General features: G+C 43.3%; 13 protein-coding genes. 2 read left to right on the forward strand and 11 right to left on the reverse strand.

Annotated elements, in window-relative coordinates; genetic code table 11:
• Nucleotides 1-62 precede the first annotated feature (62 nt).
• From PSM36_RS03135 to PSM36_RS03160, 6 genes are all read right to left on the reverse strand, one after another.
• Complete coding sequence (locus PSM36_RS03135; protein WP_076928752.1) at nucleotides 63-1,463, reverse strand: cadherin repeat domain-containing protein; 1,401 nt, start codon at nucleotides 1,461-1,463, stop codon at nucleotides 63-65.
• Nucleotides 1,464-1,624: 161 nt separating this feature from the next.
• Nucleotides 1,625-3,163 carry a RagB/SusD family nutrient uptake outer membrane protein gene (locus PSM36_RS03140; protein ID WP_076928756.1) on the reverse strand — a complete coding sequence of 513 codons (1,539 nt, stop codon included), beginning with the start codon at nucleotides 3,161-3,163 and terminating at the stop codon, nucleotides 1,625-1,627.
• A gap of 11 nt (nucleotides 3,164-3,174) precedes the next feature.
• Complete coding sequence (locus tag PSM36_RS03145) at nucleotides 3,175-6,396, reverse strand: TonB-dependent receptor (RefSeq protein WP_092117942.1); 3,222 nt, start codon at nucleotides 6,394-6,396, stop codon at nucleotides 3,175-3,177.
• A 182-nt stretch (nucleotides 6,397-6,578) separates the two neighbouring features.
• Nucleotides 6,579-7,568 carry a FecR family protein gene (locus PSM36_RS03150; RefSeq protein WP_076928759.1) on the reverse strand — a complete coding sequence of 330 codons (990 nt, stop codon included), beginning with the start codon at nucleotides 7,566-7,568 and terminating at the stop codon, nucleotides 6,579-6,581.
• 97 nt (nucleotides 7,569-7,665) lie between these two features.
• Complete coding sequence (locus tag PSM36_RS03155; RefSeq protein ID WP_076928761.1) at nucleotides 7,666-8,202, reverse strand: RNA polymerase sigma-70 factor; 537 nt, start codon at nucleotides 8,200-8,202, stop codon at nucleotides 7,666-7,668.
• 492 nt (nucleotides 8,203-8,694) lie between these two features.
• A complete protein-coding gene (locus tag PSM36_RS03160; RefSeq protein WP_076928764.1) occupies nucleotides 8,695-10,542 on the reverse strand; it encodes a ChbG/HpnK family deacetylase in 1,848 nt (615 codons plus the stop codon).
• 423 nt (nucleotides 10,543-10,965) lie between these two features.
• Between PSM36_RS03160 and PSM36_RS03165 the strand changes: the two genes are divergently transcribed.
• The gene (locus tag PSM36_RS03165; protein ID WP_076928767.1) at nucleotides 10,966-12,024 is read left to right on the forward strand and encodes a class I fructose-bisphosphate aldolase; all 1,059 of its coding nucleotides are present in this window, start codon (nucleotides 10,966-10,968) and stop codon (nucleotides 12,022-12,024) included.
• A 120-nt stretch (nucleotides 12,025-12,144) separates the two neighbouring features.
• Here PSM36_RS03165 and PSM36_RS03170 read toward each other — a convergent pair whose 3' ends face one another.
• From PSM36_RS03170 to PSM36_RS03190, 5 genes are all read right to left on the reverse strand, one after another.
• A complete protein-coding gene (locus tag PSM36_RS03170) occupies nucleotides 12,145-14,187 on the reverse strand; it encodes a beta-L-arabinofuranosidase domain-containing protein (protein ID WP_076928770.1) in 2,043 nt (680 codons plus the stop codon).
• A gap of 118 nt (nucleotides 14,188-14,305) precedes the next feature.
• Nucleotides 14,306-16,780, reverse strand: coding sequence for a glycoside hydrolase family 127 protein (locus PSM36_RS03175; RefSeq protein ID WP_076928772.1), 2,475 nt, complete (start codon nucleotides 16,778-16,780; stop codon nucleotides 14,306-14,308).
• Between the two features lie 14 nt (nucleotides 16,781-16,794).
• Nucleotides 16,795-18,657: a glycoside hydrolase family 127 protein gene (locus PSM36_RS03180; protein WP_076928774.1), complete on the reverse strand. Its 1,863-nt coding sequence runs from the start codon at nucleotides 18,655-18,657 to the stop codon at nucleotides 16,795-16,797.
• Between the two features lie 11 nt (nucleotides 18,658-18,668).
• On the reverse strand, nucleotides 18,669-19,937 hold the full coding sequence (locus tag PSM36_RS03185; protein WP_232001505.1) for a RagB/SusD family nutrient uptake outer membrane protein: 1,269 nt from the start codon (nucleotides 19,935-19,937) through the stop codon (nucleotides 18,669-18,671).
• Between the two features lie 62 nt (nucleotides 19,938-19,999).
• The gene (locus tag PSM36_RS03190; protein WP_083710910.1) at nucleotides 20,000-21,355 is read right to left on the reverse strand and encodes an IS4 family transposase; all 1,356 of its coding nucleotides are present in this window, start codon (nucleotides 21,353-21,355) and stop codon (nucleotides 20,000-20,002) included.
• Nucleotides 21,356-21,752: 397 nt separating this feature from the next.
• Between PSM36_RS03190 and PSM36_RS03200 the strand changes: the two genes are divergently transcribed.
• Nucleotides 21,753-21,986, forward strand: coding sequence for a hypothetical protein (locus PSM36_RS03200; RefSeq protein ID WP_076928783.1), 234 nt, complete (start codon nucleotides 21,753-21,755; stop codon nucleotides 21,984-21,986).
• Nucleotides 21,987-22,205: the final 219 nt, after the last annotated feature.

A 22,205-nucleotide genomic window follows, 5' to 3' on the forward strand; every position in this document is an offset into this window, starting at 1 on the left:
ACTCCGTTCCGTTGAACGTTGTTTGATTAATTGGCACTACTTGTCCCGATTTATCGGGATTATTACAGTATTACCTTTTCAATATGTACTGTGTTGTCATTCAGGTTGATGGTGAACCTGTAGTTGGCGGATTCTATTACCGGATCATTCTCTCCGTTCGGGATATCCCAGTTATTGCTGCCGGAAATGATCTGTTCGCCGGTAAAAGTAAATCCACCCGCTTGCTTTTCATTACCCCAACCGGTATTTTCAAACGGTTTGAAGCTTGCATAATGGTCGTGGTCACCCGGCGTATAGAATGTTCCCTGATACACGCCATCTTCGATCTGACGCAGTAACACATAGTTCATAACATGTCCGAATCCCCAATCGGTATGGGTTCTGCCTTTCCCCGGATATACCGAAGCAATTTGTTCGGAAGTGATATTTGTTGGATACCCCAATCCCCAGCCGCAAGCCAGAAGATAATCAGGATACGAAGGATTCTCTACACCCACGAAAGTGTTCTTACGGACAGGATTATAATAAATGGTATATTCCCCTGTTTTTCCTAAGAAAGTAACCTTATCAGCAGCTGTACGTCCGAAGAAATCCGGATTAAATAGATTTCTTGTTTCAGCCAGTACTCCGAATACCGAATAGGTCTTACCATTCTCCAGTGTACGTTTAAGCACAAGGAAAGATTCGCCGTTGATATCCTGTGGGGTGAAAAGGCTTAATGCCAGATCTTCCGCGCCGAGAGTACTTCCCGTTGTTGCTACGGAAAATCCATAATGATCGAAGATGAGTTCTTTTGTATAATCAGCCGATGGGGCATACACAAAAGCCGATTCGCCGGTCTCGTTGATCATCGCTATCCTTCCGTTCACATTTCCATATACATCTCCTGTATAATCAATCGTATTGTCGGCATTGAGTTTTTCCGCTATCCTGAACTGAAATGAACTGTCGAAAGTCAGTTCTCCGGCCTGGTATTTATTTTTATCTGAGGCCTGAGGCTCCAGAATGGCTATACCTCCATTGTCAGTAACCAGATAAAGTTGCTGGTAAACCGGACGGTTCCCGGTCAGACCCGTGACCTGAGTTGATGCGAATCCTTTCAAAATATTCCGTGCAACCAGGTTGACCTGTACTTCTGAATTATCGGCCTGATTATTCAGCAGCGGCACAAAGATTGCATGGGAGACTTCGTACGAGTCACCTCCTATGGGTATTTCCCCTGACGAAATGACCCGGTTTTCGGAAACTATTTCATAAACTAATGTGGTAAGGGTAGTAGCCGGATCGGTTATTTTTGCCGTAAGTGTAACAGAATCTCCGAACGTAAAAGAGGACGGACTCATACTTGCCGACTCAAATACCGGGGTTGATTCTTTGCGGGGACCGTATTCATCATCATTACACGATATAAGCAACAATGAAATTATTCCGGTCATGAATAATATTTTATGTATCAAGTTCATATGGCTGTTTTTTTATTATTGTATGGAACAATTTTAGAACCAGGACTTTATAAGTGAAAAATTAAAAATGAATTTTCTTATTTCCACATTGGCTCATTCGTAAATTAGTCTTTATTTTTTGTTCTTGAGTCTTGACTCCTGGTCCTTGGCTCTTTGTTCTTTTAATATCCCGGATTCTGGACAAGGTTCGGATTCTGATCGATCACATCCTGCGGAATAGGCAAAATATATGACAGGCTTGTGTAAGGATACACCTGTGCCGGACGGCCTTCATCTTTATCAAATACAGCATTCATCACCTCTTCCACTTTATCGAGACGAACCAGGTCGAACCAGCGTTGTCCCTCCAGCGCCAGCTCGAGACGACGCTCTTTCAGATAAGCGGTGAGAATGGCTTCTTTGCTTGCCGACGCTGAAGCGGGTAAATTATTCAACCCCGCCCGCCGGCGTGTCTGATTGATGATCTGGGCTGCGCCGCTGTAATCGCCTTTTCCGATCAATGCCTCCGCTTTGAGCAGGAGAAGATCGGCATATCGCATTTTAATTATACTGTTATAAGCGCTACGGCATTTGTACATGAAGGCATAATTATTCATCGGATAATAGATGCTCCAATCGCACTGATAAAATACAACAGTCTGGTTATAGCGTTTATCACCCTGTTCGCTGTTAAAAGCCCTGATCAGGTCGCGGGATGGCGTGATCCATTTTGCCCAGGTGAACGCTTCCGTCCAGTTATTCAATGGACGACCGAACATCCAGGTGACCCAACTGCCACTTCCCGTAAAAAATTGTGCTTCGAAGATGCTTTCCCTGGTGTTACGCGCTTTTGCATCTATTGCCATGTTTTGTTGTGACGGAGGAAGGTTCGGGTCTGCCAGCACCACTTCAAACAGATCACTGTAATCATCGACCAGCGCAAAACCGTCGGCTGCAAGCTGATCAACGTACTGTATGACCTTATCGTAATCACGTAACGGTTTTTCGGCATAGACCTTCGCCAGCAATGCACGGGCCACGGATTTCGAAAACTGTGTCTTATCAGCCGGATTATTATCGGGAGCATATTGCAATCCTTCCAACAGGTCTTCCTCAATCTGTTGATAGATCGTGAGGGCATCCGTTTGAGGCGGAAAATAAGCGGGATATACTTCGGCAATGGTTTCGGAAGTAATATCCCCCGCTATGGTAGTGATCAGAGGAACATTTCCCCATATTCTTACCATATCGAAATAAATCATGGCCCTCAGTATTTTGGCTTCAGCCTTGTATTGGATTCTTTCTGCTTCGGTCAACGCCGGATCGGGTACTTTGTCGATGTTGACGATCATCCTGTTTGCATGGGCTATGTTTGTCATATGGCCGTTCCAGTCGCGTCTCATGTTTGTGTTCGATCCTTCGATGGAGTTCACCTCAAACGGCGTTGTTTCGGCATTAGGCGCACCGGCATACGCATTATCGGAATGCGATTCGGCAAGCAGCAACATATCGAGGTACCAGTGTTCCTGCCCGTTTTTGAACAGGTTCAACAGCGTTTGCCTGTGGGACAGCAATGCCGCTTTGTCTTTAAATACGATCCTTACACTGTCGGTCTCCACACCTTCGGTTACATCCGAATAGATGCCTACCGGATCATAATCCAGCGAGCAGGAAGCCAGTAAACAAGCGAAAAGGATGGATAAAATATATTTTGTCTTCATTCTTTTATGATTTAAAATTCAAGATTCACTCCAAAAACAAATGTTTTACTATGGGGATAGGTCCCCCAGTCAATACCTTGTACGGCACCGTTATTGCCCCATTGATTCACTTCAGGGTCCATACCCTTGTATTTGGTGAGTGTCAGCAGGTTGTTGGCCGTCACATAAGGTTGGAGGCGTGAAATGCCGGCCCTTTCCAGGATACTCCCTTTAAAACTGTATGACAATGTGATATCTTTTACCCTGAGATAACTTCCATCTTCCACGAAGTAGGTCGAGGGTTGGAGGTTAAAGCGTGCCCTGGGCACGTCGGTAATCTGTCCCGGCGTACGCCATCGTCTCAATACCTCTACCGATTGGTTTTTTAAATCATGCATCCCTTGCGTATCACCTTTTGAAGCGTTAAAGATATCATTTCCCTGTGATCCCTGGATAAATATATTCAGCCTGAAACCTTTATAGGAGAAAGAATTGGTCAATCCGTAAGTGAATAACGGATTGGGATCCCCAATATAGGTTTGATCCGTAGCAGAGATTCTTCCGTCTTCATTTATATCGCGGTACATTAAGTCTCCGGTTTCAGGATCTACCCCGTCGCTGATATATCCCCAGAAACCTCCTAAGGGACGTCCCGGTTCGTTGCGTACGATGTATGTCTGATGAAAAGCGTCGGTGGTTTGGGCAGCTTTATAAATTTTCTGCAGTTCAAGACTTTTTAAGTTGTTCCTGTTAAATGAAATATTGAAATCGGTATCCCAGGTAAATGTTCCGGTCATATTACGCGAGTTCACAGAGAACTCAAAACCGCGGTTTGTCATTACACCTTCGTTCCTTACAATGGAGGTTATCTCTCCTCCTCCGGCCGGAACTTCAACATACATCAGCATATCGGTTGTATGCTTGTAATAGTAATCCATGCCGATGGTGAGCCGGTTTTTTAACAACGTTGCATCCAGACCGATATTGGTTTGTGATGTTGTTTCCCATGTAAGGTCAGCCGTACGCAGATTTTCCGGAATAATCCCCGGCACAGCATTTGCTTTGCCATCTTCAAACCAGGGCTCCCGGCGAATAATATACCGCTGCAGATAGGCGTAATCACCGACACCGGACTGGTTACCCGTTTGTCCCCAACCGCCCCTTATCTTCAGGTCATCAATCCAGCTAAGATCTTTCATGAAGTCTTCTGATGATAAGCGCCATGCACCGGAAAACGACGGGAAATATCCCCATCGGTGGTCGGGATGCAGTTTGGATGATCCGTCGCCACGAATATTGAAAGTAAAGAGGTATTTACTGTCGTAATTATAGGAAACTCGTCCGAATCCCGACATAATAGCCCATTCAGATGCTTCCGATCTTGTACTGTTCCAGTCGATTTTATTCGCTGCATTGAGTGTATGGATATGACCATCCTTGAAATGGGATCCGCTGATATAACTTTTCGACCATTTGGAATCGGTCCATGATGTACCGGCCATACCTTCAAAATTGTGCTTTTCTGCGAAGGTTTTTTTATAGGTCAGTACATTATCGAATACCAGCAATGTATTCATTGCACGGTTATCCCACGCATTTCCCCAATCATCCCTGCCCGGACCGTGTGAAGGAGGGGTGAACCCGGTTTCCTTACCATTGCGACGGTCCAATGTGAATGATGTTTTCAAAACCAGTTCCGGCATGAAAGTGATGGTTGTGTTACCGGAAGCGATCAAACGGTTTTCGTTATTCTTATTGTTTTTACCGTTTTCAATCTCTTCGATGGGATTGGCAATGTTCTGTCCGTAGAAAAGACGGTTATACAATCCGGTCTCCTCATTCCGGATGGTAGCGGCAGTAGGGAGATTTACCACAGCTAACACCACTCCTCCACGATTGGATCCTTGCCCGGTGGTAACGCCATTACTTGTGTTGTCGGAGTAAGATAAGTTTAATCCGAAACGTAGCCAATTGCGTACCTGGCTCTCCACATTGCTGCGTAGATTGAACCTGCGGAAAAATGCAGAACTCAATATGCCTTGTTCATCGAGGTATCCTCCTGATACGAAATAGCGCAACCTGTCGTTTCCATCGGATACCTGTAGTTGATAGTTCTGTGTGATTCCGGTGCCATACACCTCCTTGAACCAGTCTGTCTGGTCGGTGGTTCCCTCTGGGATGGTGCCGGGACGGATCTCATCGATCAATTCCTTGTATTGTGCGGCATTTAATGATTGAATAGGGTTGCTTACCCGACTCATTCCATACTGTATATTTGCGGCAACCTTTGCTCCCGCAGTCGCCTGTTTGGTCGTTACCAGCACTACGCCATTCGCCGCGCGCGAACCGTAAATAGCCGCCGACGAGGCATCTTTCAGAATCTGCATATCGGCAATATCCATAGGAGACAGGAAATTGAGGTTGTCGACAGGCACACCGTCCACCACGTACAGTGGGTCATTGCTGCCGTTAAAGGAGGTTGTTCCGCGTACACGTATTACCATCTCTCCTCCGGGTGTACCGCTGGGACGATATACATTCACACCCGCCGCCTTGCCTTGTATGGCCTGGGCAGCAGAGGTGATCGGCCGTTCATCGAGGTCTTTCAGTGAGACCGAGGAGACGGCGGTCGTAATATCGCCTCTTCTTACCGTGCCGTAACCGATTACTATTAATTCCTCGAGTGTTTGTAAATCTTCCTGTAAAACAATATTGAAAGTGCTTCTTCCGGCGGTATTAATTTCCTGTGACAGATAACCTATGTATGAAATATGAAGCACCGCGTTGTTTTCAACGTTCAATGTGAAATTACCATCGATATCCGTAACAGTCCCATTTGTAGTTCCTTTTTCCACTACATTGGCACCTATTACAGGCTCGTTGTTCCCGTCGATAATTGTTCCGCTTATCTGTCTTTGACTGATTTGTCTCTCCGGGACAATCACTATGTAATTGTCTTTCAGTTGATATGAAAACCCCGTACCCTTCAGTATCTGGGTCAGCACATCCTCTATTGGCTGATTGTTGATGTTTAAATCAAGACTCTTTTGATTCTTCAGCTGTGATTCGTTGTAGGCTACGAACATTTTCGACTGTTTTTCAATTGCCTGTAACGCTTCTATAACCGAAATATTGTTTTGTTTTATGGTTATTAGGGCATTGTTCTGGGCAAACAAAAATGTCTGCGAAGCAATAAAACAGACGAAAAAGATAAAAAATCGGGTTTTTGCCTTTTTCACGTAAAAAAATTTCATAACTTTAGTATTTATTTCTTAGTGTTAGATTAGAAATTTGACTTATTCTTCAAGAGTATAACTCTAACGCTTATTTTGCCGGAATAGAGGTGCCACTTTATTCCGGTTTTTTTTATTATGATGTATCCATATAAAGTAAATTAAAAGTGAAAAATTAAAAATTAAAAACTACAAATAGCTTATTACAACGGTAATATGTAACATTTATCATCTTCTATGCGGTATCTTATATGTCCCGATACTTCTGCAATGATATCCATCACTTCCTGCAATGAAGTTTTATCCTTGAAACGGAAGGTGTATTTGTCATCTTTTAAGGTATTCAGGGCATAAACGAACGAGTAGGGGTATTTTCGTTCCAGCACGGTGATGATCTCTCTCAGGCTTGTCGACTTAAATACAAGTTCACCTTTTTGCCATGCCGTTGCATCATATAGATCGGGATGGCTGATCGTTTCTTCTTTCGTTTGTCTGTTATAAGTAAATTGCTCACTCGGTTTTAATATCAGGGCTGAAGCCAGGTTATTGAACCTGACCTCCACGCTTCCTGAAAGCAGAATAGCTGAAAGGGTCGAATCACCGGGATATGCCTTCATGTTGAATTCTGTTCCCAATGCCGTTACCTGAAAATCGTTAGATTTTACAATGAAAGGCTGTTTCTCATTTTTCGCTACTTTGAAATTTGCTTCCCCGAGCAGATAAACACTTCTGCTTTCCCCGGTGAACTGTTCCGGATAGAGCAAGGTAGTGGTGGAGTTCATTTGTACCTCAGTCCCGTCGGGTAAGGTCAGACGGGTCATTTCAGCGACCGGTACATACTGCTCTATAAGGTCGGCGTTCACCAGAGTTTTATTGGAAGGGGAATATAGTGCTGAAAGCAGGGCGATTAGCAGAACAGCAGCCGATACCTGCCAGAAACGGAGAAATCTGACATTGGTCCCGCGTTGGCGTTGTTTTATCTTTTTTAGGACATCATGTAATGATTGTTGAGTTTGAGTTGAAGTTTCTGCAGGAGTGCCTTCCTTCAAGTTATCCCACAAACCGTACAGCGCCTTTTCTTTTTCCACGGAGAATTTTTCTCCGATAAGCCACCGATAAAATTCATCTTGCGAAGAAGTTGAAACATCGGATTTTACAAATAATTCGATAATCTTATTAAAATAGTTTTCCATCTCGTGTGTCCATCTAATAAAAGCGGTCTTTCTCAATAAGCCGGCTATATTTGGTTTGTCTATTATATATTAGATACAATCGAGACTGGAGTACTACTTAAAATTTTATGAAAAAAATTGCAATAAGAAAAAGTTTTTTGAGATCCTTTAAGACCAAATAGATGTGTTGTTCTACTGTTCGCACCGACAAATTCAATCTTTCTGCAATTTCGTTATTGCTCAAATTTTCAAAGCGACTCATCTCAAATATTTGCCTGCGCTTGTCGGGCAACTGTTCCAGTGATAATCTCAATAATAGCTGTAACTCTTGAACGTATATCTCATTAAGAGGGTCTTTAAATTCGGTTATCTCCTCCAAAGAATGCCGGTTCATCCGGGAGTTTATATATTTCGATTCTATATTTTTCCGTTTAATGCGATTAAAAACATGGTTCTTAACCATCGTATACAGATAGTTTCTCACAAGATTTCCTTCCCATAAATCAGGTTGTTCCCATAATTTTACAAAGATATCCTGTGCTATGTCCTCAGCTTCCTGTTCCGATTTAAGAAGAATGGCGGCAAACGTTCTGACTTTCGGAAAATACTGAATGAATATTTCTTCAAACTCCCTCCTGTATGATTCAGTATTCATGGAATATATTCAAATTTAGACTATTTTTTATGCTTGCTTGACAAAACCATTCGATTTCATCAGACATTTTGAGTCGCCTTTGCTCCTCGATTTCCAATTCTCGCAACAACATAATCCAAGTGAGCTTGTCTTCTGTTCGTATTGCTTAACGAAAATGTTCGATTTCATCAGACATTTTCTCGCTATGGCAAAGTTCAAACTAGTTTGACTTTGCTCATTTAGCTTAACGAAAACGTTCATTTATCTCAATCATTCATTCACTCACAACCTGATAGTCTTCCATGAGGTCTACACTATCAAAATCAAAAGTACCCCTCGCGGCAAAGATAGTATTATTCAATCGAAATTTATTTGTAAGTCCTTGCCCTTTGTGTCCTTGCCCATAGAAAATGCATCAACGAGTACGTATCAACATATGGCATAATCAAAACGTTTTTCATCGGAGACTTGTTCTCAAGTACGTGTTATTCGACAATCATCCGGGAAAGTTTACTATTTTATTGCAGGTAATAGATATTCCCATATAAGATTAAGTTCTGCCTGCATATCGCCAATATTGGCCGTTGTGACAATAACAGCTTCTTTTTCAGGAAGAACAAGAATAAATTGTCCGTTTGCCCCATCAGCACGATAGCCGTTATGCCGGCTACGCCACATTTGATAGCCATATCCCTGTAGCCAGTCACTCTCATCCGGTTTTATTTTCAGATCTTCTTTTTTTATGCCTGCAGGAAGCGATGCTATATGCGAAGTGGTGGCTTCGACAATCCATGATTCGGGAAGCAGTTGCTCTCCTTTCCATTTCCCTTTCTGTAAGAAAAACTGACCGAGTTTCGCCATATCTTCGGTTTTGACATACAACCCCCAGCCACCGATGTTTATCCCTTGCGGACATTCTTCCCATCTGGCTCCTACTATTCCTAATGGACGGAATAAACGGGGATACAGATAATCGATCAGTTTCTCACCTGTCACCTGTTGTATTATGGCGGAAAGCATATAGGTGGCCAAACTGTTATAGTTGAATTGTGTTCCCGGTTTCTCTGTAATGGGTTCAGCCAGAAATGCTTCGACCCAGTCGTCATTATTCCGTGTTTTTTCTCTTACAGCATTGGGATCATGTCCTACGGACATTGTCAATAGATGCTTTATTTCCAGATCGTTTAAATTCTGGCTTACATTGTCAGGTAACTTATCGGGGAAGAATGATATTACCTTGTCAGCCACATTGAGTTTACCTTCCGAGACAGCAAAACCAATAGCTGTGGCTGTATAGGTCTTGCTTACGGAGTTCATTATATGGGGTTTATTGGCTGCATGCTCTCCTAACCAGTGTTCTGCAACAACTTTTCCATTCCTGAGAATCATAATGCTATGTAAATCCTGCCCGCTTTTCTTTACAGTATCCAGATAATTCTGGATACCTTTTGCCGAAACCTTTTCTGTGTCCGGAGTACTGCGGGGAAGTGCTTTCGTAAGATCATTATAAGTGATCAGTTCTATCCCTTTTTCGTTGATCGTTTGTTTAACTTTTTTACTGGTTAATATATCTGTGACTCCCTGACGGTCTTCTGCCACCCATTCATAACCAATATGTCCGACAGTTTTCATTTCATCGTTATCCAATGCCGGATGATCAACGAATATGTAATTCTTTCCTGCTTCGAGTTTGTTCAGCATACTGACAAAACCTGCTTCCTTTTTATCCGTTTCATTAGAACCGTCATACCAGACAGAAGTGGCATTGTATTTCTGTCTTAAATCGTCGCTCTCAACAAATGTCAGATTATATTCCCGGGCTAACTTATGAGTCAATTCAAGTACTTTTGGGTCAAAGCGCAAAGCGCCCATGTGTCCGGAAAGATGGCTTGCCTGGGGTATATTTTTTAGCGTCAGCTCTATTTGTGCCCTGAATTCTTTTTCTATCTCATCTATATCCCATTTATTTTCAAGAATGGATTGACCGGGATAAGCATTATGAGGGTTTATCATGGGGTAAAAATAGCCGTTCTCATCTGTCAGGCTTGGACAATAAGTCAACGGACGCCATTTAATGTTTTCCCATTCACTGGTAATAGCCAGATGTATGCCGACATCAATACCTTGATTTTCGTTCAGCATACGGGCTGCTTCCGGAAACCATGCAGTGACAGGCATAACTTCGACAACGGTCTGAATACCCTTTTTATATGCTTCAATACATGCAACATTCACAGAATGGAACGCTCCCATATCATCGGAACGCACAATTAAACGCGGTTTTTCCTGAGAGAAGAGAGTGATCGTGGTGACTGAAAATAGGGTGAAGAAGAATATCCCTTTTATTGATAATGGTTTCATACGATTATTTTATTTTTTTCATTATGGTGTATGACAATTGAGCGAAGCGAAATCACCGACTTCATTTAAAAGTAATATCCGGAGGCAACTTGCAATATTGACTATGTCGATTACTTCGTAATTCATGTTTCTTGGGTGTGAACAATTATCATGCTCGTTTCATATGATTCTCATGCATGTTTCTTAAGTGGTATATTTATTACGAATGGCACAAAGATAATGGTTCTTTTTTAAATTGGATTTACATTTTCAACTAAGATTAACGGATATCGGCTTTCACTAAGTGTAACCATTTATTTATCGAAGTACCCTATAATATCTTGTGGGTAGTAGTGTGATAACAAAAGTAAAAAATCGAACCAATCCCTCTACCATTTGTTTGACATGTATTAGATTATTATCCACAATTAATTCATTCATATTATGGCACATTCTACTATAATACAACTGCTGGGAAACCAAAGTGATTATCTCCTGAACCATGTGAGCAAAACCGTTGAGAAGTCAATGATTCATCCTACCGGACCGGATGTTATTGAAAGGTTATGGATTGATTCCGACCGGAATATTCCGACTTTGAATAATCTCCAGCGTCTGTTTGGGCATGGACGTCTGGCGAATACCGGCTACTTGTCGATATTGCCTGTAGATCAGGGAATTGAACATACGGCAGGTGCTTCTTTTGCACCCAATCCTATTTATTTCGATCCGGAAAATATTGTGAAACTGGCACTTGAAGCCGATTGTAATGCTGTAGCATCCACTTTCGGAGTATTGGCTTCTGTAGCCAGAAAGTATGCACACAAGATCCCTTTTGTGGTTAAAATGAATCACAATGAATTGTTGACCTATCCGAATTCCTATAATCAGATTCCTTTCGGTACTGTAAAAGAGGCCTGGAACTTAGGTGCTGCCGCGATAGGAGCAACTATTTACTTCGGGTCGGAAGAGAGTCGCCGTCAGATTGTAGAGGTGGCTGAAGCGTTTGAATACGCACATGAGTTAGGGATGGGAACTATCCTGTGGTGTTATCTGCGTAATAACGCTTTCAAGAAAGATGGAGTGGATTATCACAGTGCAGCCGACCTGACCGGCCAGGCTGACCATATCGGAGTGACAATCAAGGCAGATATCATCAAGCAGAAGCTGCCGACCAATAATGGAGGCTTCCCCGCTATTGGCTTCGGAAAAACGAATCCCGGCATGTACGATCAATTGAGTTCCCAGCACCCGATAGACCTTTGCCGGTATCAGGTGATCAACGGCTATATGGGACGGATAGGACTGATCAATTCAGGAGGGGAATCACGTGGCGAGAGCGATCTGGCAGAAGCGGTTTATACCGCGGTGGTGAACAAACGCGCCGGAGGAATAGGGCTTATCGCTGGTCGTAAAGCTTTCCAAAAGCCAATGAAAGATGGTGTGGAACTGATCCATGCCATTCAGGATGTTTATCTTGATAAAGGAATCACCCTGGCTTAGTGGATTGTGATCTCTTTTCATCATAAAATAGAGACCATATTAACAAAGAACACGGATAACCGCTTGAGTTGTCCGTGTTCTCATTTACAATAGGTGTTTTAAATTCAATAATATAGACCTTTAATTCCTGACGGGAAATTCAGTGATCCTGAGTGTGGTGCAGCCAAACGGGATCAATTCGATTTCCACCTCTTCGGTGGTGTCGGGGCCTTGCTGGGTGAAATAGGGAACGGAACCGGCCGAACCCCTGTATTCTTTCCAGGTAGGAATCGGGCGACCTTTCGCTTTGATAGTGATCGGGGCACTTTCTAATGTCCAGGGATAAGTGGCAACTGTAGGCGTTTTCTCTACTTTAAAATGATCATTGATAACCTCAGGGCGGAGTTGCCGACTGCTCAGTGCGAAATTCCAGGGGCTATCGGAAGTTACCTCGTAGTACCATTCGCCGTATTCACGCACTTTTTCGGGTTCCATTGTTTTCTTTTCCCAGTTTTCCTCCATTTTCAATGCATAGACCAGTGGTCCGCGTTCGATTACAGCAGCGCCATCAAACCAATACGTGGCTTCGAGATGCATCGGAAGTTCGAGCGTCAGTTTATCTCCCTGTTGCCATTCCCGGTTAATACGCAAAATCTCTCCCTGATAGGCATCGACCGGAATCACTTCTCCGTTGAGACGGACAACCGGCTGTTTACACCACGCCGGCACGCGCAAATGAAAAGGGAAAAAAGCCTTTTTCACATTTCTCTCCGTAAAGGAGATATTGAAATGGATAGCTTCCTCAAACGGATAAGCAGTCTCCTCGGTAATATATACTTCAGTACCGTTTGCCACCCTGGCTTTTACCTTGGAAGGAGCATATACCAGTGCTGCAATACCGTTATCGGCTGTGGCATACCATAGATTCTGCAGGAATTTCGGCCAACCCTGATGCAGGTTGGAGGTACAGCATGGGTAGCCGCACAGGATGCCGTGAAGGTTATCCGTATCTTCGTGAGGCGTCACAAAATCACGCCATTCACGGCTGACGGCTATCTGGTTGATCTGATGATAATACTGGCGGGCAGAGAAATCATCGGTAATCTGGGTGGGCAGGGCGTTAAAAGTGACCCGTTCCAGATGATCGGCCCACTGGACATCACCTGTGATTTCGAGCATCTTTTCCAAAGAGAACATCATCTCGACAGCCGTACATAATTCCGAACCCAGATTCGGGTTCCCAAAACGAAGCAGTTCGTCACCCGCCCATAAACCGGTAGGAAAAGCAATGGTAGTACGCATGTCTTTTACGGCTTTTTTTACAGCCTGTATCTGTTTAGCGTCTTTATTCTGCTGGTAATAGATTACCGGCTCCTTAAAGCCCTGTGCCAGATTTACACAGTGAAGGCTATGCTGGCGCTTCAGGTGATCCTGATGGAGAAAGATATCAGTCCAGTCCAGGGTTTGTTTGTGAATAAGTTCCCCCAGTTCCAGAAGGAATTTATCGCCGGTGATATTGTAGAGCCAATAAACAACCATCAGGTTATCACCTCCGCGTTGTTGCCCCCAAAAAGTCCAGTGTCCCAGTGGTGTGTTGGGTAGTTCCTGCAACTGATACCTGAAGTAATTGGTCATAAACGGAATAACCCGTTGGTCGCGGGTTGCGGAATAATATTGCTGCATTACCTTTAGCATGACCATCTTAGGCCACCAATCCTGTGAATTATTCCTTTGGAGTCCGTGTTCATGTGGGCGGTCGGTATCCGGCCCGAAATAACCGTTCGGTTTCTGTGATGCCAAAGTCCATTCGATCCAGGGTTGTACCTTGTCGATCATGGCTTTATCTTCCAGAATATAAGCCAATGGAAGCAGACCGTCGATCCAGTAGGGACCCCGTTCCCATACATCACCGTCCCCACCGAGCCAGCCGTTGCGCGGGCCCATGACCTGTTCGTAAATCGTATCCATATGGCCGGTCATTCCGGTTACCATACGATTGAGCTGCTCTTCCAGCCAACCGGAAGGTTTGATATTGCCAATGGGTAGTTCCATATAAGGCTTTGTCAACAAAGGAGCACGGTTATTCCGGTAATTGCCGCTCAGGTTTTTCCCCGGAGGGGATGCTGCTGTGGTCATTGCCGCCACAGTGAATAAAGAAAGAAATGCTAATCCGATCTTTTTCATATTGCTATCTAGAGGGTATGTGCTAATAGGGTGTTATCTCGGTGTGAAAATTGATATTGCTCCAGTGCCCATTTTGCTTGTCATTGATTAAAAATCAAATGTTCTATATTTCATGAGTTTACTTTATTTCTTCAATATTGATTTCAAGGATACCCACTGCGTGTTCCGGCTGGGGCTTCATTAGTAATCGTACTTTGTCGGTAATGATTTGTCGCCCGGGATGTACCATGTTGAACTGATCTTTAAAAACATTATAAGCATCGGTCAGATATAGAGGGAATGTTTTCCATTCATTCTCCTGTTCGTATTCCAATGACCACTCCTGTGGAACTTTGGTTCCCCTGCCATCATCGAACCAGTAGACGGAGACGCTTTGTATATTGGTCGGTTTATCCAGCGTGATTGTGATCCATTGGTCTTTTCCCTGTTTTCCCCAACTGGTCCAGCGCTGTATCCGTTTGTCGGAAGAAGATGAAGGAACTACATTATCGGCCACAGCTACCAGATTATCGCCCTGATAGGTATGAGAAGCTTCTAATGCTTTGTATTTACCGTGAGTTGCCATATAACGGTCGACATAAGGTTGAACAGTATCCGATTCAGGGAACCAGACCATCATGCTTCCATCGTTCCGGTTATTCCAGGCATAATAAGGCAAAAGCACCAGGCTGATCTCTTTATTTCCTGCCGGTTTTTTTTCCCATGCAGGGACTTCTATTTTTGGAATTCTATTCATCAATCCGTCCGAATAAGTTGAGATATTGAAGAGGCCGGACATGTCGGTAATAAATACATTCGGCAAACGGTCGTTATTATCCACTCCCTCGGCAGCATACACCAACGGGCCACGGGTGAGGCAAATACGTCCTTTGTTGGCCACTACCTGTTCGATCGCTTTGGAGTAGCGCAATGGCATAGGTAGCGTCAATTCTACGACATCTCCTTTTTTCCATGTCCGGTCGATGATGGCAAAGCCTTTTCTCAAATCGGCTTTTGTTTCTTTACCGTTCACTTTGACGGTCCAGCCGGAAGGTGCAGCATTTATATATGAGTATAGCTCTCCGGGTACAAACTGGTTACCTGTCCAGGTAGGTATCCTCAGGTGCATGGTGAAGGGCTGTCCCTCTTTCTCTGGTGTTACTTCCCATCGGATTGTTTCGCTGAACGGATATTCCGTGGTCTGTTTCAGGTGAACGTTACCCTTTTCTAATGTAAGGGTTGTTGTGCTTCCCGCATAAAAAGAACAATAGATCTCATTTTGAGTGGTAGCATACATTAATCCCGGAACCTGCGGGATCAGTCTTGCCAAATTCGAAGGACAACAGGCTGTACCGAACCAGGGCGAACGCCCCCGCATTCCGTGATTGAAGGGTTTGATGCCATCGGCTTCCAGGGGATTGAGATAGAAAAAACGATTACCTTCGAGGTTGACGCCTGCCAATACGTTGTTTAGCAGGGCAACTTCAGCCACATCCATATACTTGCCGTCTTTTTCCATCAGGAACATCCGATGATTGAAAAAAACATTTCCTACCGCTGCACAAGTCTCATCAAAAGCTTCTTTATTGGGCAGGTCATATTCCGGGCCGAATCCTTCAATACCATGTACTGCTCCCAAACCTCCGGTAATATGCATCCGGGTATCTACTATATTATGCCAGATACTGTCCAATGCCGGTCGCAGGCTCGGATCCTGGGTGTACACACTTACATCCGCCATTCCGGAATAAAGGTAAGTGGCGCGTACGGCATGGCCTACCGCTTTGGTCTGTTCCCTTACCGGCAGATGTTGCTGGGCATATTCGGGAGACATGGTGCCCTCTCCTTCCGGGCGATAAGTAACGCCCCGGATATCGATAAATTTCTTCGCCATATCCAAGTAGAGGCTGTCGCCGGTTACCCGGAAAAGTTTTACCAGTGCCAGTTCGATCTCCTGATGTCCGGGCGCCTGATTGACAGGTTTACCGTCGTTATAGTTGGGATCACCTTCAAAGAATACTTTGTTAATATGGCGGGCATTGGCTTCCGCCACACGTAACCATTTATCTTTACCGGTAGCCTGGTAGTAGGCAATAGCTCCTTCATACATATGCCCCATATTATACAATTCATGGCTATGGACAACGTAAGAATAAGGCCGTTCTCCCATTCCGTTCACATCGTGCCTGGCTACTCCCGTAATATGGGATTCATAATTATAACCGTCTTCCTGTTGGGCCTCGGAGATAATATCGATGATCCGGTCCATCTCCTTTTCCAATTCAGGATCGCGTTCCAGTTTCAATAAATAAGCAGCCCCTTCCATTACCTTATACAAATCGGAAGAAACAAACCGGTGAGGAAAAGGTAATTCATCCGGAATACCTTTCAGGAAATTGGCTGTCCTTTGTAAGTTCTCAACCGCTGGTTTGGTTTTATCAAGAGCAAAAGGTACCAATACCTCTTTTTGCGTATGCAAGCGAGGGAGCCAGAAATTATCTTCTAACGTAACTTCATTAAATGGTATCGGGGTTAATATCTCTTGTCCTTGTACTACCGGTAATGAAAGAGATAAAATTGTGAGCGTCACAATTAATAACTGCTTAATTTTCATGATGTAAATGTCTGTTATTCTTTATAATCAATCCAAACTTTCATTTCTCCTGCTTCCCGGTTATCCCATGCATAGTAAGGGATTAAAGTGATGTCCTTTCCCGGGGTAGAGGCTGTAATGGAAACTACTCCATGTAAGAGTGAAGGATTATAAACCGTCGAAAATGTAGTATTTGGGGTGAGAAAAGCTTTTTCAAAAGAATTTGTATTGTCGGTTTCTTCCATACAATACACTAACGGGCCTCTTTGAACGGCTCGCTTCCCTACATTCTCTTTCACTTGCGGATCAGCAGCAACAATCTCAACCGGCATTTCAAAAGAAAGCGAGATCTTGTCACCTGTGTTCCACTTGTTCTTTATAACAGCATATCCTTTTTCTGTTACAGGAGATATCTGCGTTTGTCCGTTGATCGCTAATGAATAGGATTTGCACCAATCGGGTATACGCAAACGTACTTCTTTCTCAATCGGTGAAGATATGGATTTTATTGTTAATGAAATATCGCCTTCCCATGGATAATTGGTTTCCTGGACGATCGTTAACTTATTTTTATCAATATCTAGCACTGTTTCACCTCCAATGTAAAGATTTACCCATATAGCTTCATTGGAAAGCCCATATAGATAATTCCCGATAGAAGGGAGAAACCTTGAAATCTGGCTCGGACAGCAAGCGCAACCATACCACTCCTGGCGATGGTGATTACCCCGGGAAGCCAATGGATTGACATAGAAGAAGCGGTCGCCTTCCAGAGAGATTCCGGCTAAGGCTCCATTATACATTGAACGTTCCAGCACATCTATATATTTACTATCACCAGTGAATTGATTCATTCGAGAATTCCAATAGACCATACCGACAGAAGCACAGGTCTCACAATACGCATCGTAGTTAGGAAGGTCATAAGGTTCAGTAAATCCTTCATTGTGGCGGGAAGAACCGATTCCTCCGGTAACGTACATCTTACGAAAAACGACATCATTCCATAAGCGATCTAAAGCTTGAATATATCCTGTATCATTTTTTAAAGCCGCTACATCAGCCATTCCACAATACAGGTACATTGCACGGACAGCATGGCCGGCTATATCTGTCATTTCCCGCACAGGTTTATCATCCTGGCAATACTCCGGGTTCCAGTCATTATCGTCCTTACCCCGTCCGTGCCCATGACCACGTTCTTCGATTAACCAATTTGAGAAGTCAAGGTAACGTTCATCGCCGGTAACATTATACAGTCTTACCAGCGCCAGTTCAACCTCTTCATGTCCGGTAACCCAATGCCGTTTTCCTGGCCCGAAGATATCCATCATATGTTCCGTCATGCGGATAGATACATCCAGCAGTTTCCTCTTCCCCGTAGCCTGATAATAGGCTACTGCCGCTTCTATGAGATGTCCCGCACAATACATTTCGTGCATCCACATATTTTGCCAGCGTTTATCCAATCCGGTCAGAGAGTAATAGGTATTTATATATCCATCCGGCTCCTGTGCAGCCGCAAACTTGTCGATCCATTCATCTGCTTTTGCTTCGAGTGCCGGATCGGGGTTATTAATTAATGAATAAGCAATACCTTCCAGAGCTTTGTATACATCAGAGTCATCGAAATAGATCCCTGAGTGTTCTCCTTGCTTTTTTGCCACATTCTCGAAATTACGGATACGTCCTGTCTGATTCTCGATCTGATCGATACACACAGCCAGGGTAGTAGTAGCATGTTTCTCTAACCGGGGAGCCCAGAAGTCATCTGTAATCTGCACATTCGAAAAATTAACCTGTTCGATCATTTTGAATGGCTGTTCTTTTATCTTTTGAGATTCCTGGCAGCCCAAAAGGGCTGCACAGGATATGAGTAATAACAAATAACGTTTCATGACATCAAAAATTATTTGTAGTTAGGGTTTTGTTCCAGATTCGGATTCGCATTTATAATACCGTCAGGAATCGGGAATACAGTGCGGTAGTCCCCCTGGGGTTTGTGTGATAACCAGCTTTTTTTAGTATATATTCCAAAGCGGATCAAATCTCTTCTACGATGCATTTCCCAGACGAGTTCCCAGGCATATTCATCGAGTAATCTTCCGAACTGGATGGGATCCTGGTTACCCGGATCTACAATCTGATAATTTTCTACATATCCGTATTGATAGGCAGAGTTTTGTTTCAATTGTTCATCAGTAACCGTTGCCTTCGTCGGGTTATCCTTAAAGGCCCTTTGCCTTACCTGGGTAACCAGTTCACCTGCGCCTGCCTGATTTGTACGAAGTAGGCATTCGGCTTTCATTAATAATACATGAGTGTACCGAAAGACGGGAATGTCTGTTGTACTATTGTGAGTACTGCCTTCGGCAACTTCAAATTTATTCATACGGTAGCCTTCCATTTCGCTGGTATAGCTTGCGCTTGGTACTTCTTTTGTATACACAAAAGGTTCTCCTTGTTTATCGTAGGTTCCTTTGAGTTGTTCTCCGTTGGCATCGTATTGAGGTCCCATCAACCATGTGTCTGTCAGACGGCTATCGTCCACATCATAGGTATTGATGAATTGTGTTAATCCCATTGCAGCACCACTTCCCCACGGGGTAGCTTCTATCACGAACTTTTTTTTCAGTTCACCATGCCAGGAGAACATGTGGATATAATTTCCACCACCAAAATCACGGTCGAACGGGATTGTGAAAATCACCTCTTTATTGGTCTCCACGCCTGTGGCACGGAACGGATCTTTAAAGTTGGGAGACAATATAAATTTCTGGCTATTGATAATATCATTACACTGAGCAAGACATTCATTCCAGTATACCTGTCCACTATATACTTCACCATTCAGGTATATATTTGCCAGTGTCGCTTTGGCAGCCCATTTTGTCATTCTACCGTAGTAATTTCCACCTACCTCTTCAGATAGCATAGGAATTACTTCATTGAGTTCTTTTACTACGAAATCAAAGATTTCTTTGCGGGGAGTTTTAGCCGGGAGATCAGTTTCTATCCCGGTAACTAAAGGGGCATCTCCATAATTATCCAATATCAGCCAGTAATAAAATGCTCTCATCGCCCTTACTTCAGCCAACCCGGCTTCTTTTTCCTGAGAGGAAGGAGACGGTAATGCTTCACTTTCAATCTGATGAATGATATTATTCAAGTTTCCCACCTCTCCTTATAGCGATAATTGAAGTGGTTTGATTTTATATTAATCTCATATTTAATCATTTATCAAGAAGCTTTATTGGATTTAACATTGCAGCTATCTAAATGATTTACTGCATTTAGCAAAACAAGGATCTCTTGGGATGTCTTTTCTGAAGAAGTCAACTTGTAAAGAGTCCTTTCGATGTCAATACATAGCAATTCCAATAAATCCCGCAGTATTTTCAATATAACCAATTCAATCCGTTCACATAGCGTTTTTTCCAACATCTCTTCCCGTGTGTCCCGGAACAGGGCTCCCAACGTCTCATATGCCTGGAAACGCTTGTATAGTGATAATATGGTGTATGTTATCATCACTAAAGTGGTATCGGCCACCTGTCCGCAAAAATCAGTGTTTTGAGATTTTCCGAGCCGCAGGTATTGTTTGCATTCCTTGAACAGGACCTCGATACCCCAACGTATTTGGTAGAGTTCCATTGCCTTGACAAACGTCAGGGAGGTGTCGGTCGTGAGCAAAAGCGCCCAGCTTGTCGCATTTTTATATTTGACATAGAATAATTTAACCGGCGTACCCTTGTAATTGGCAACAACAGAAAAATACCGTGACTTGTACTTGTGGCAACTATGTACCTTATTGGAGCGGGATTCATTAATCCTGACGATTGCCTTCGAGTTAAGCTCTTTCCCGTCTACCTCAAACCGGCGCTTGTCCATTTTGCACATGCCGACCACATGCAGCATCCCCTTGCCAATCTTGCGGATTTCCCTGATCATGCCATCGGTCACGAACCAACTGTCCATCAGCACATAGCTTGCCGTAATGGCCCGTTTCACACATTGTTTCAACATCTTAACGCCCACGGAGAGTTTGTCTTCGTCCAGTTCGCCATGGCGTTCCCCGAAATGGCTTTCGACGTCCCTCTTTCCTGCGAACTGCCGATCCTGTGAGTTTTTATCCAACCCGTACCCATTTTTCTTGTTTTCCCGATGAAACGAAAAATCGCAAGGGATCAAACTTTTGCCATCCCAGAAACAAAGCAGCAACAGCTTGAAACCGAACAGGAACCCATGTTCCTTGTGGCTGTAGATTTTGCTGATACCCTCAAATGTCCTGCCACTCTTTTCAATGTCGGTATCATCAAGGACAAAACATTTTATGGACTTACTGTCCAAATCGCCTTTGCGAATGACACACCGGATGAATTGCCGGGCAAACGACATTAGAACCGACCTCCAATCAACAAGCGGGTTGTTCATCAAACGGTATACCGTGTTGTCGTCAAATCCGATATATCCCGTTTTTTGCGCGGAGTGGACGCTAAATCCGCCCATACGGCTCAAAATCATCGCTACCAGCATCCCTATTAACGGGTAACCTTGCTTTTTTGATGTTGAAAAAGGCTTTAATAGCTGCCCCATATTGAATTGTCTTGAAAAGGAGAGGACCTTCTCCCCTGTCCTTGTCTTTTTGCCTTAGGATGTTGCTTAATTCGTCTAATTTGCCTACTTTCGTACTCATAAGTGATGGTAGTTTTAGAATTGTTATATTTTCTGTTTAACTACCTCAAAAATAGCAATTTATTTTAAATTACCATCGCTTTTTCCCTATTATTTTAACTCATTCTCAATCTTTTATAAAAGGTGGGAAACTTGAGTGAATAATTATCTAAATAAATACGAACAGTTGAGCGAATGCGTATGCAAAATAATGAAAAAATAAAAGAAAAAAGAAATATATTCGTGGAAAACAAAAAAATAAACGTTTCCTGTTACAAAATAAATTGCGTAAATTTGTATAAGAAAGGAGATTCATCACATGGGTAATAACAAAGTAATAGCCACCATAGACATATCCCGGCCATCCGGTCGCAAGATTGTGCGTGAACTGCAAAACAAAAGAGCCGTAACACTTGAATACCCCTTGCCTGAAGAAATTATTGATAAGGGGCATGACTGGGAAGAGGTGTATGAACGGGGGCTGGATAAATTGAGTGAATTATACAATACTGATATACGTAAATTGGCAAAAGAGCATGATATAAAATTATAATGAAATGTATCGCATAAAGCTTTCAGACGAAGCGGAAAAGGATTTTGATGAATACATATATCATATTCGGGCTGTGTACCATGCACCTATTACAGCTACAAAACATTATGCAGGACTTTCAAATTGTATTAATAGTCTTAAATTTTTTCCTGAACGTCATCCATTGCAAATCTCAAATTTTTTCTGCGTTTTGGACCAAATGTCCGTCGTATAAATTAC

Origin of the sequence: Proteiniphilum saccharofermentans, assembly GCF_900095135.1 — a bacterium.
In the GTDB taxonomy this organism is placed as follows: Bacteria; Bacteroidota; Bacteroidia; order Bacteroidales; family Dysgonomonadaceae; genus Proteiniphilum; species Proteiniphilum saccharofermentans.

Excerpts from the sequence above, each read along its gene's own strand:
- PSM36_RS03135 (WP_076928752.1), bottom strand. The coding sequence starts at position 1,463 with ATGAACTTGATACATAAAATATTATTCATGACCGGAATAATTTCATTG.
- PSM36_RS03140 (WP_076928756.1), bottom strand. The coding sequence starts at position 3,163 with ATGAAGACAAAATATATTTTATCCATCCTTTTCGCTTGTTTACTGGCT.
- PSM36_RS03145 (WP_092117942.1), bottom strand. The coding sequence starts at position 6,396 with ATGAAATTTTTTTACGTGAAAAAGGCAAAAACCCGATTTTTTATCTTT.
- PSM36_RS03150 (WP_076928759.1), bottom strand. The coding sequence starts at position 7,568 with ATGGAAAACTATTTTAATAAGATTATCGAATTATTTGTAAAATCCGAT.
- PSM36_RS03155 (WP_076928761.1), bottom strand. The coding sequence starts at position 8,202 with ATGAATACTGAATCATACAGGAGGGAGTTTGAAGAAATATTCATTCAG.
- PSM36_RS03160 (WP_076928764.1), bottom strand. The coding sequence starts at position 10,542 with ATGAAACCATTATCAATAAAAGGGATATTCTTCTTCACCCTATTTTCA.
- PSM36_RS03165 (WP_076928767.1), top strand. The coding sequence starts at position 10,966 with ATGGCACATTCTACTATAATACAACTGCTGGGAAACCAAAGTGATTAT.
- PSM36_RS03170 (WP_076928770.1), bottom strand. The coding sequence starts at position 14,187 with ATGAAAAAGATCGGATTAGCATTTCTTTCTTTATTCACTGTGGCGGCA.
- PSM36_RS03175 (WP_076928772.1), bottom strand. The coding sequence starts at position 16,780 with ATGAAAATTAAGCAGTTATTAATTGTGACGCTCACAATTTTATCTCTT.
- PSM36_RS03180 (WP_076928774.1), bottom strand. The coding sequence starts at position 18,657 with ATGAAACGTTATTTGTTATTACTCATATCCTGTGCAGCCCTTTTGGGC.
- PSM36_RS03190 (WP_083710910.1), bottom strand. The coding sequence starts at position 21,355 with ATGGGGCAGCTATTAAAGCCTTTTTCAACATCAAAAAAGCAAGGTTAC.
- PSM36_RS03200 (WP_076928783.1), top strand. The coding sequence starts at position 21,753 with ATGGGTAATAACAAAGTAATAGCCACCATAGACATATCCCGGCCATCC.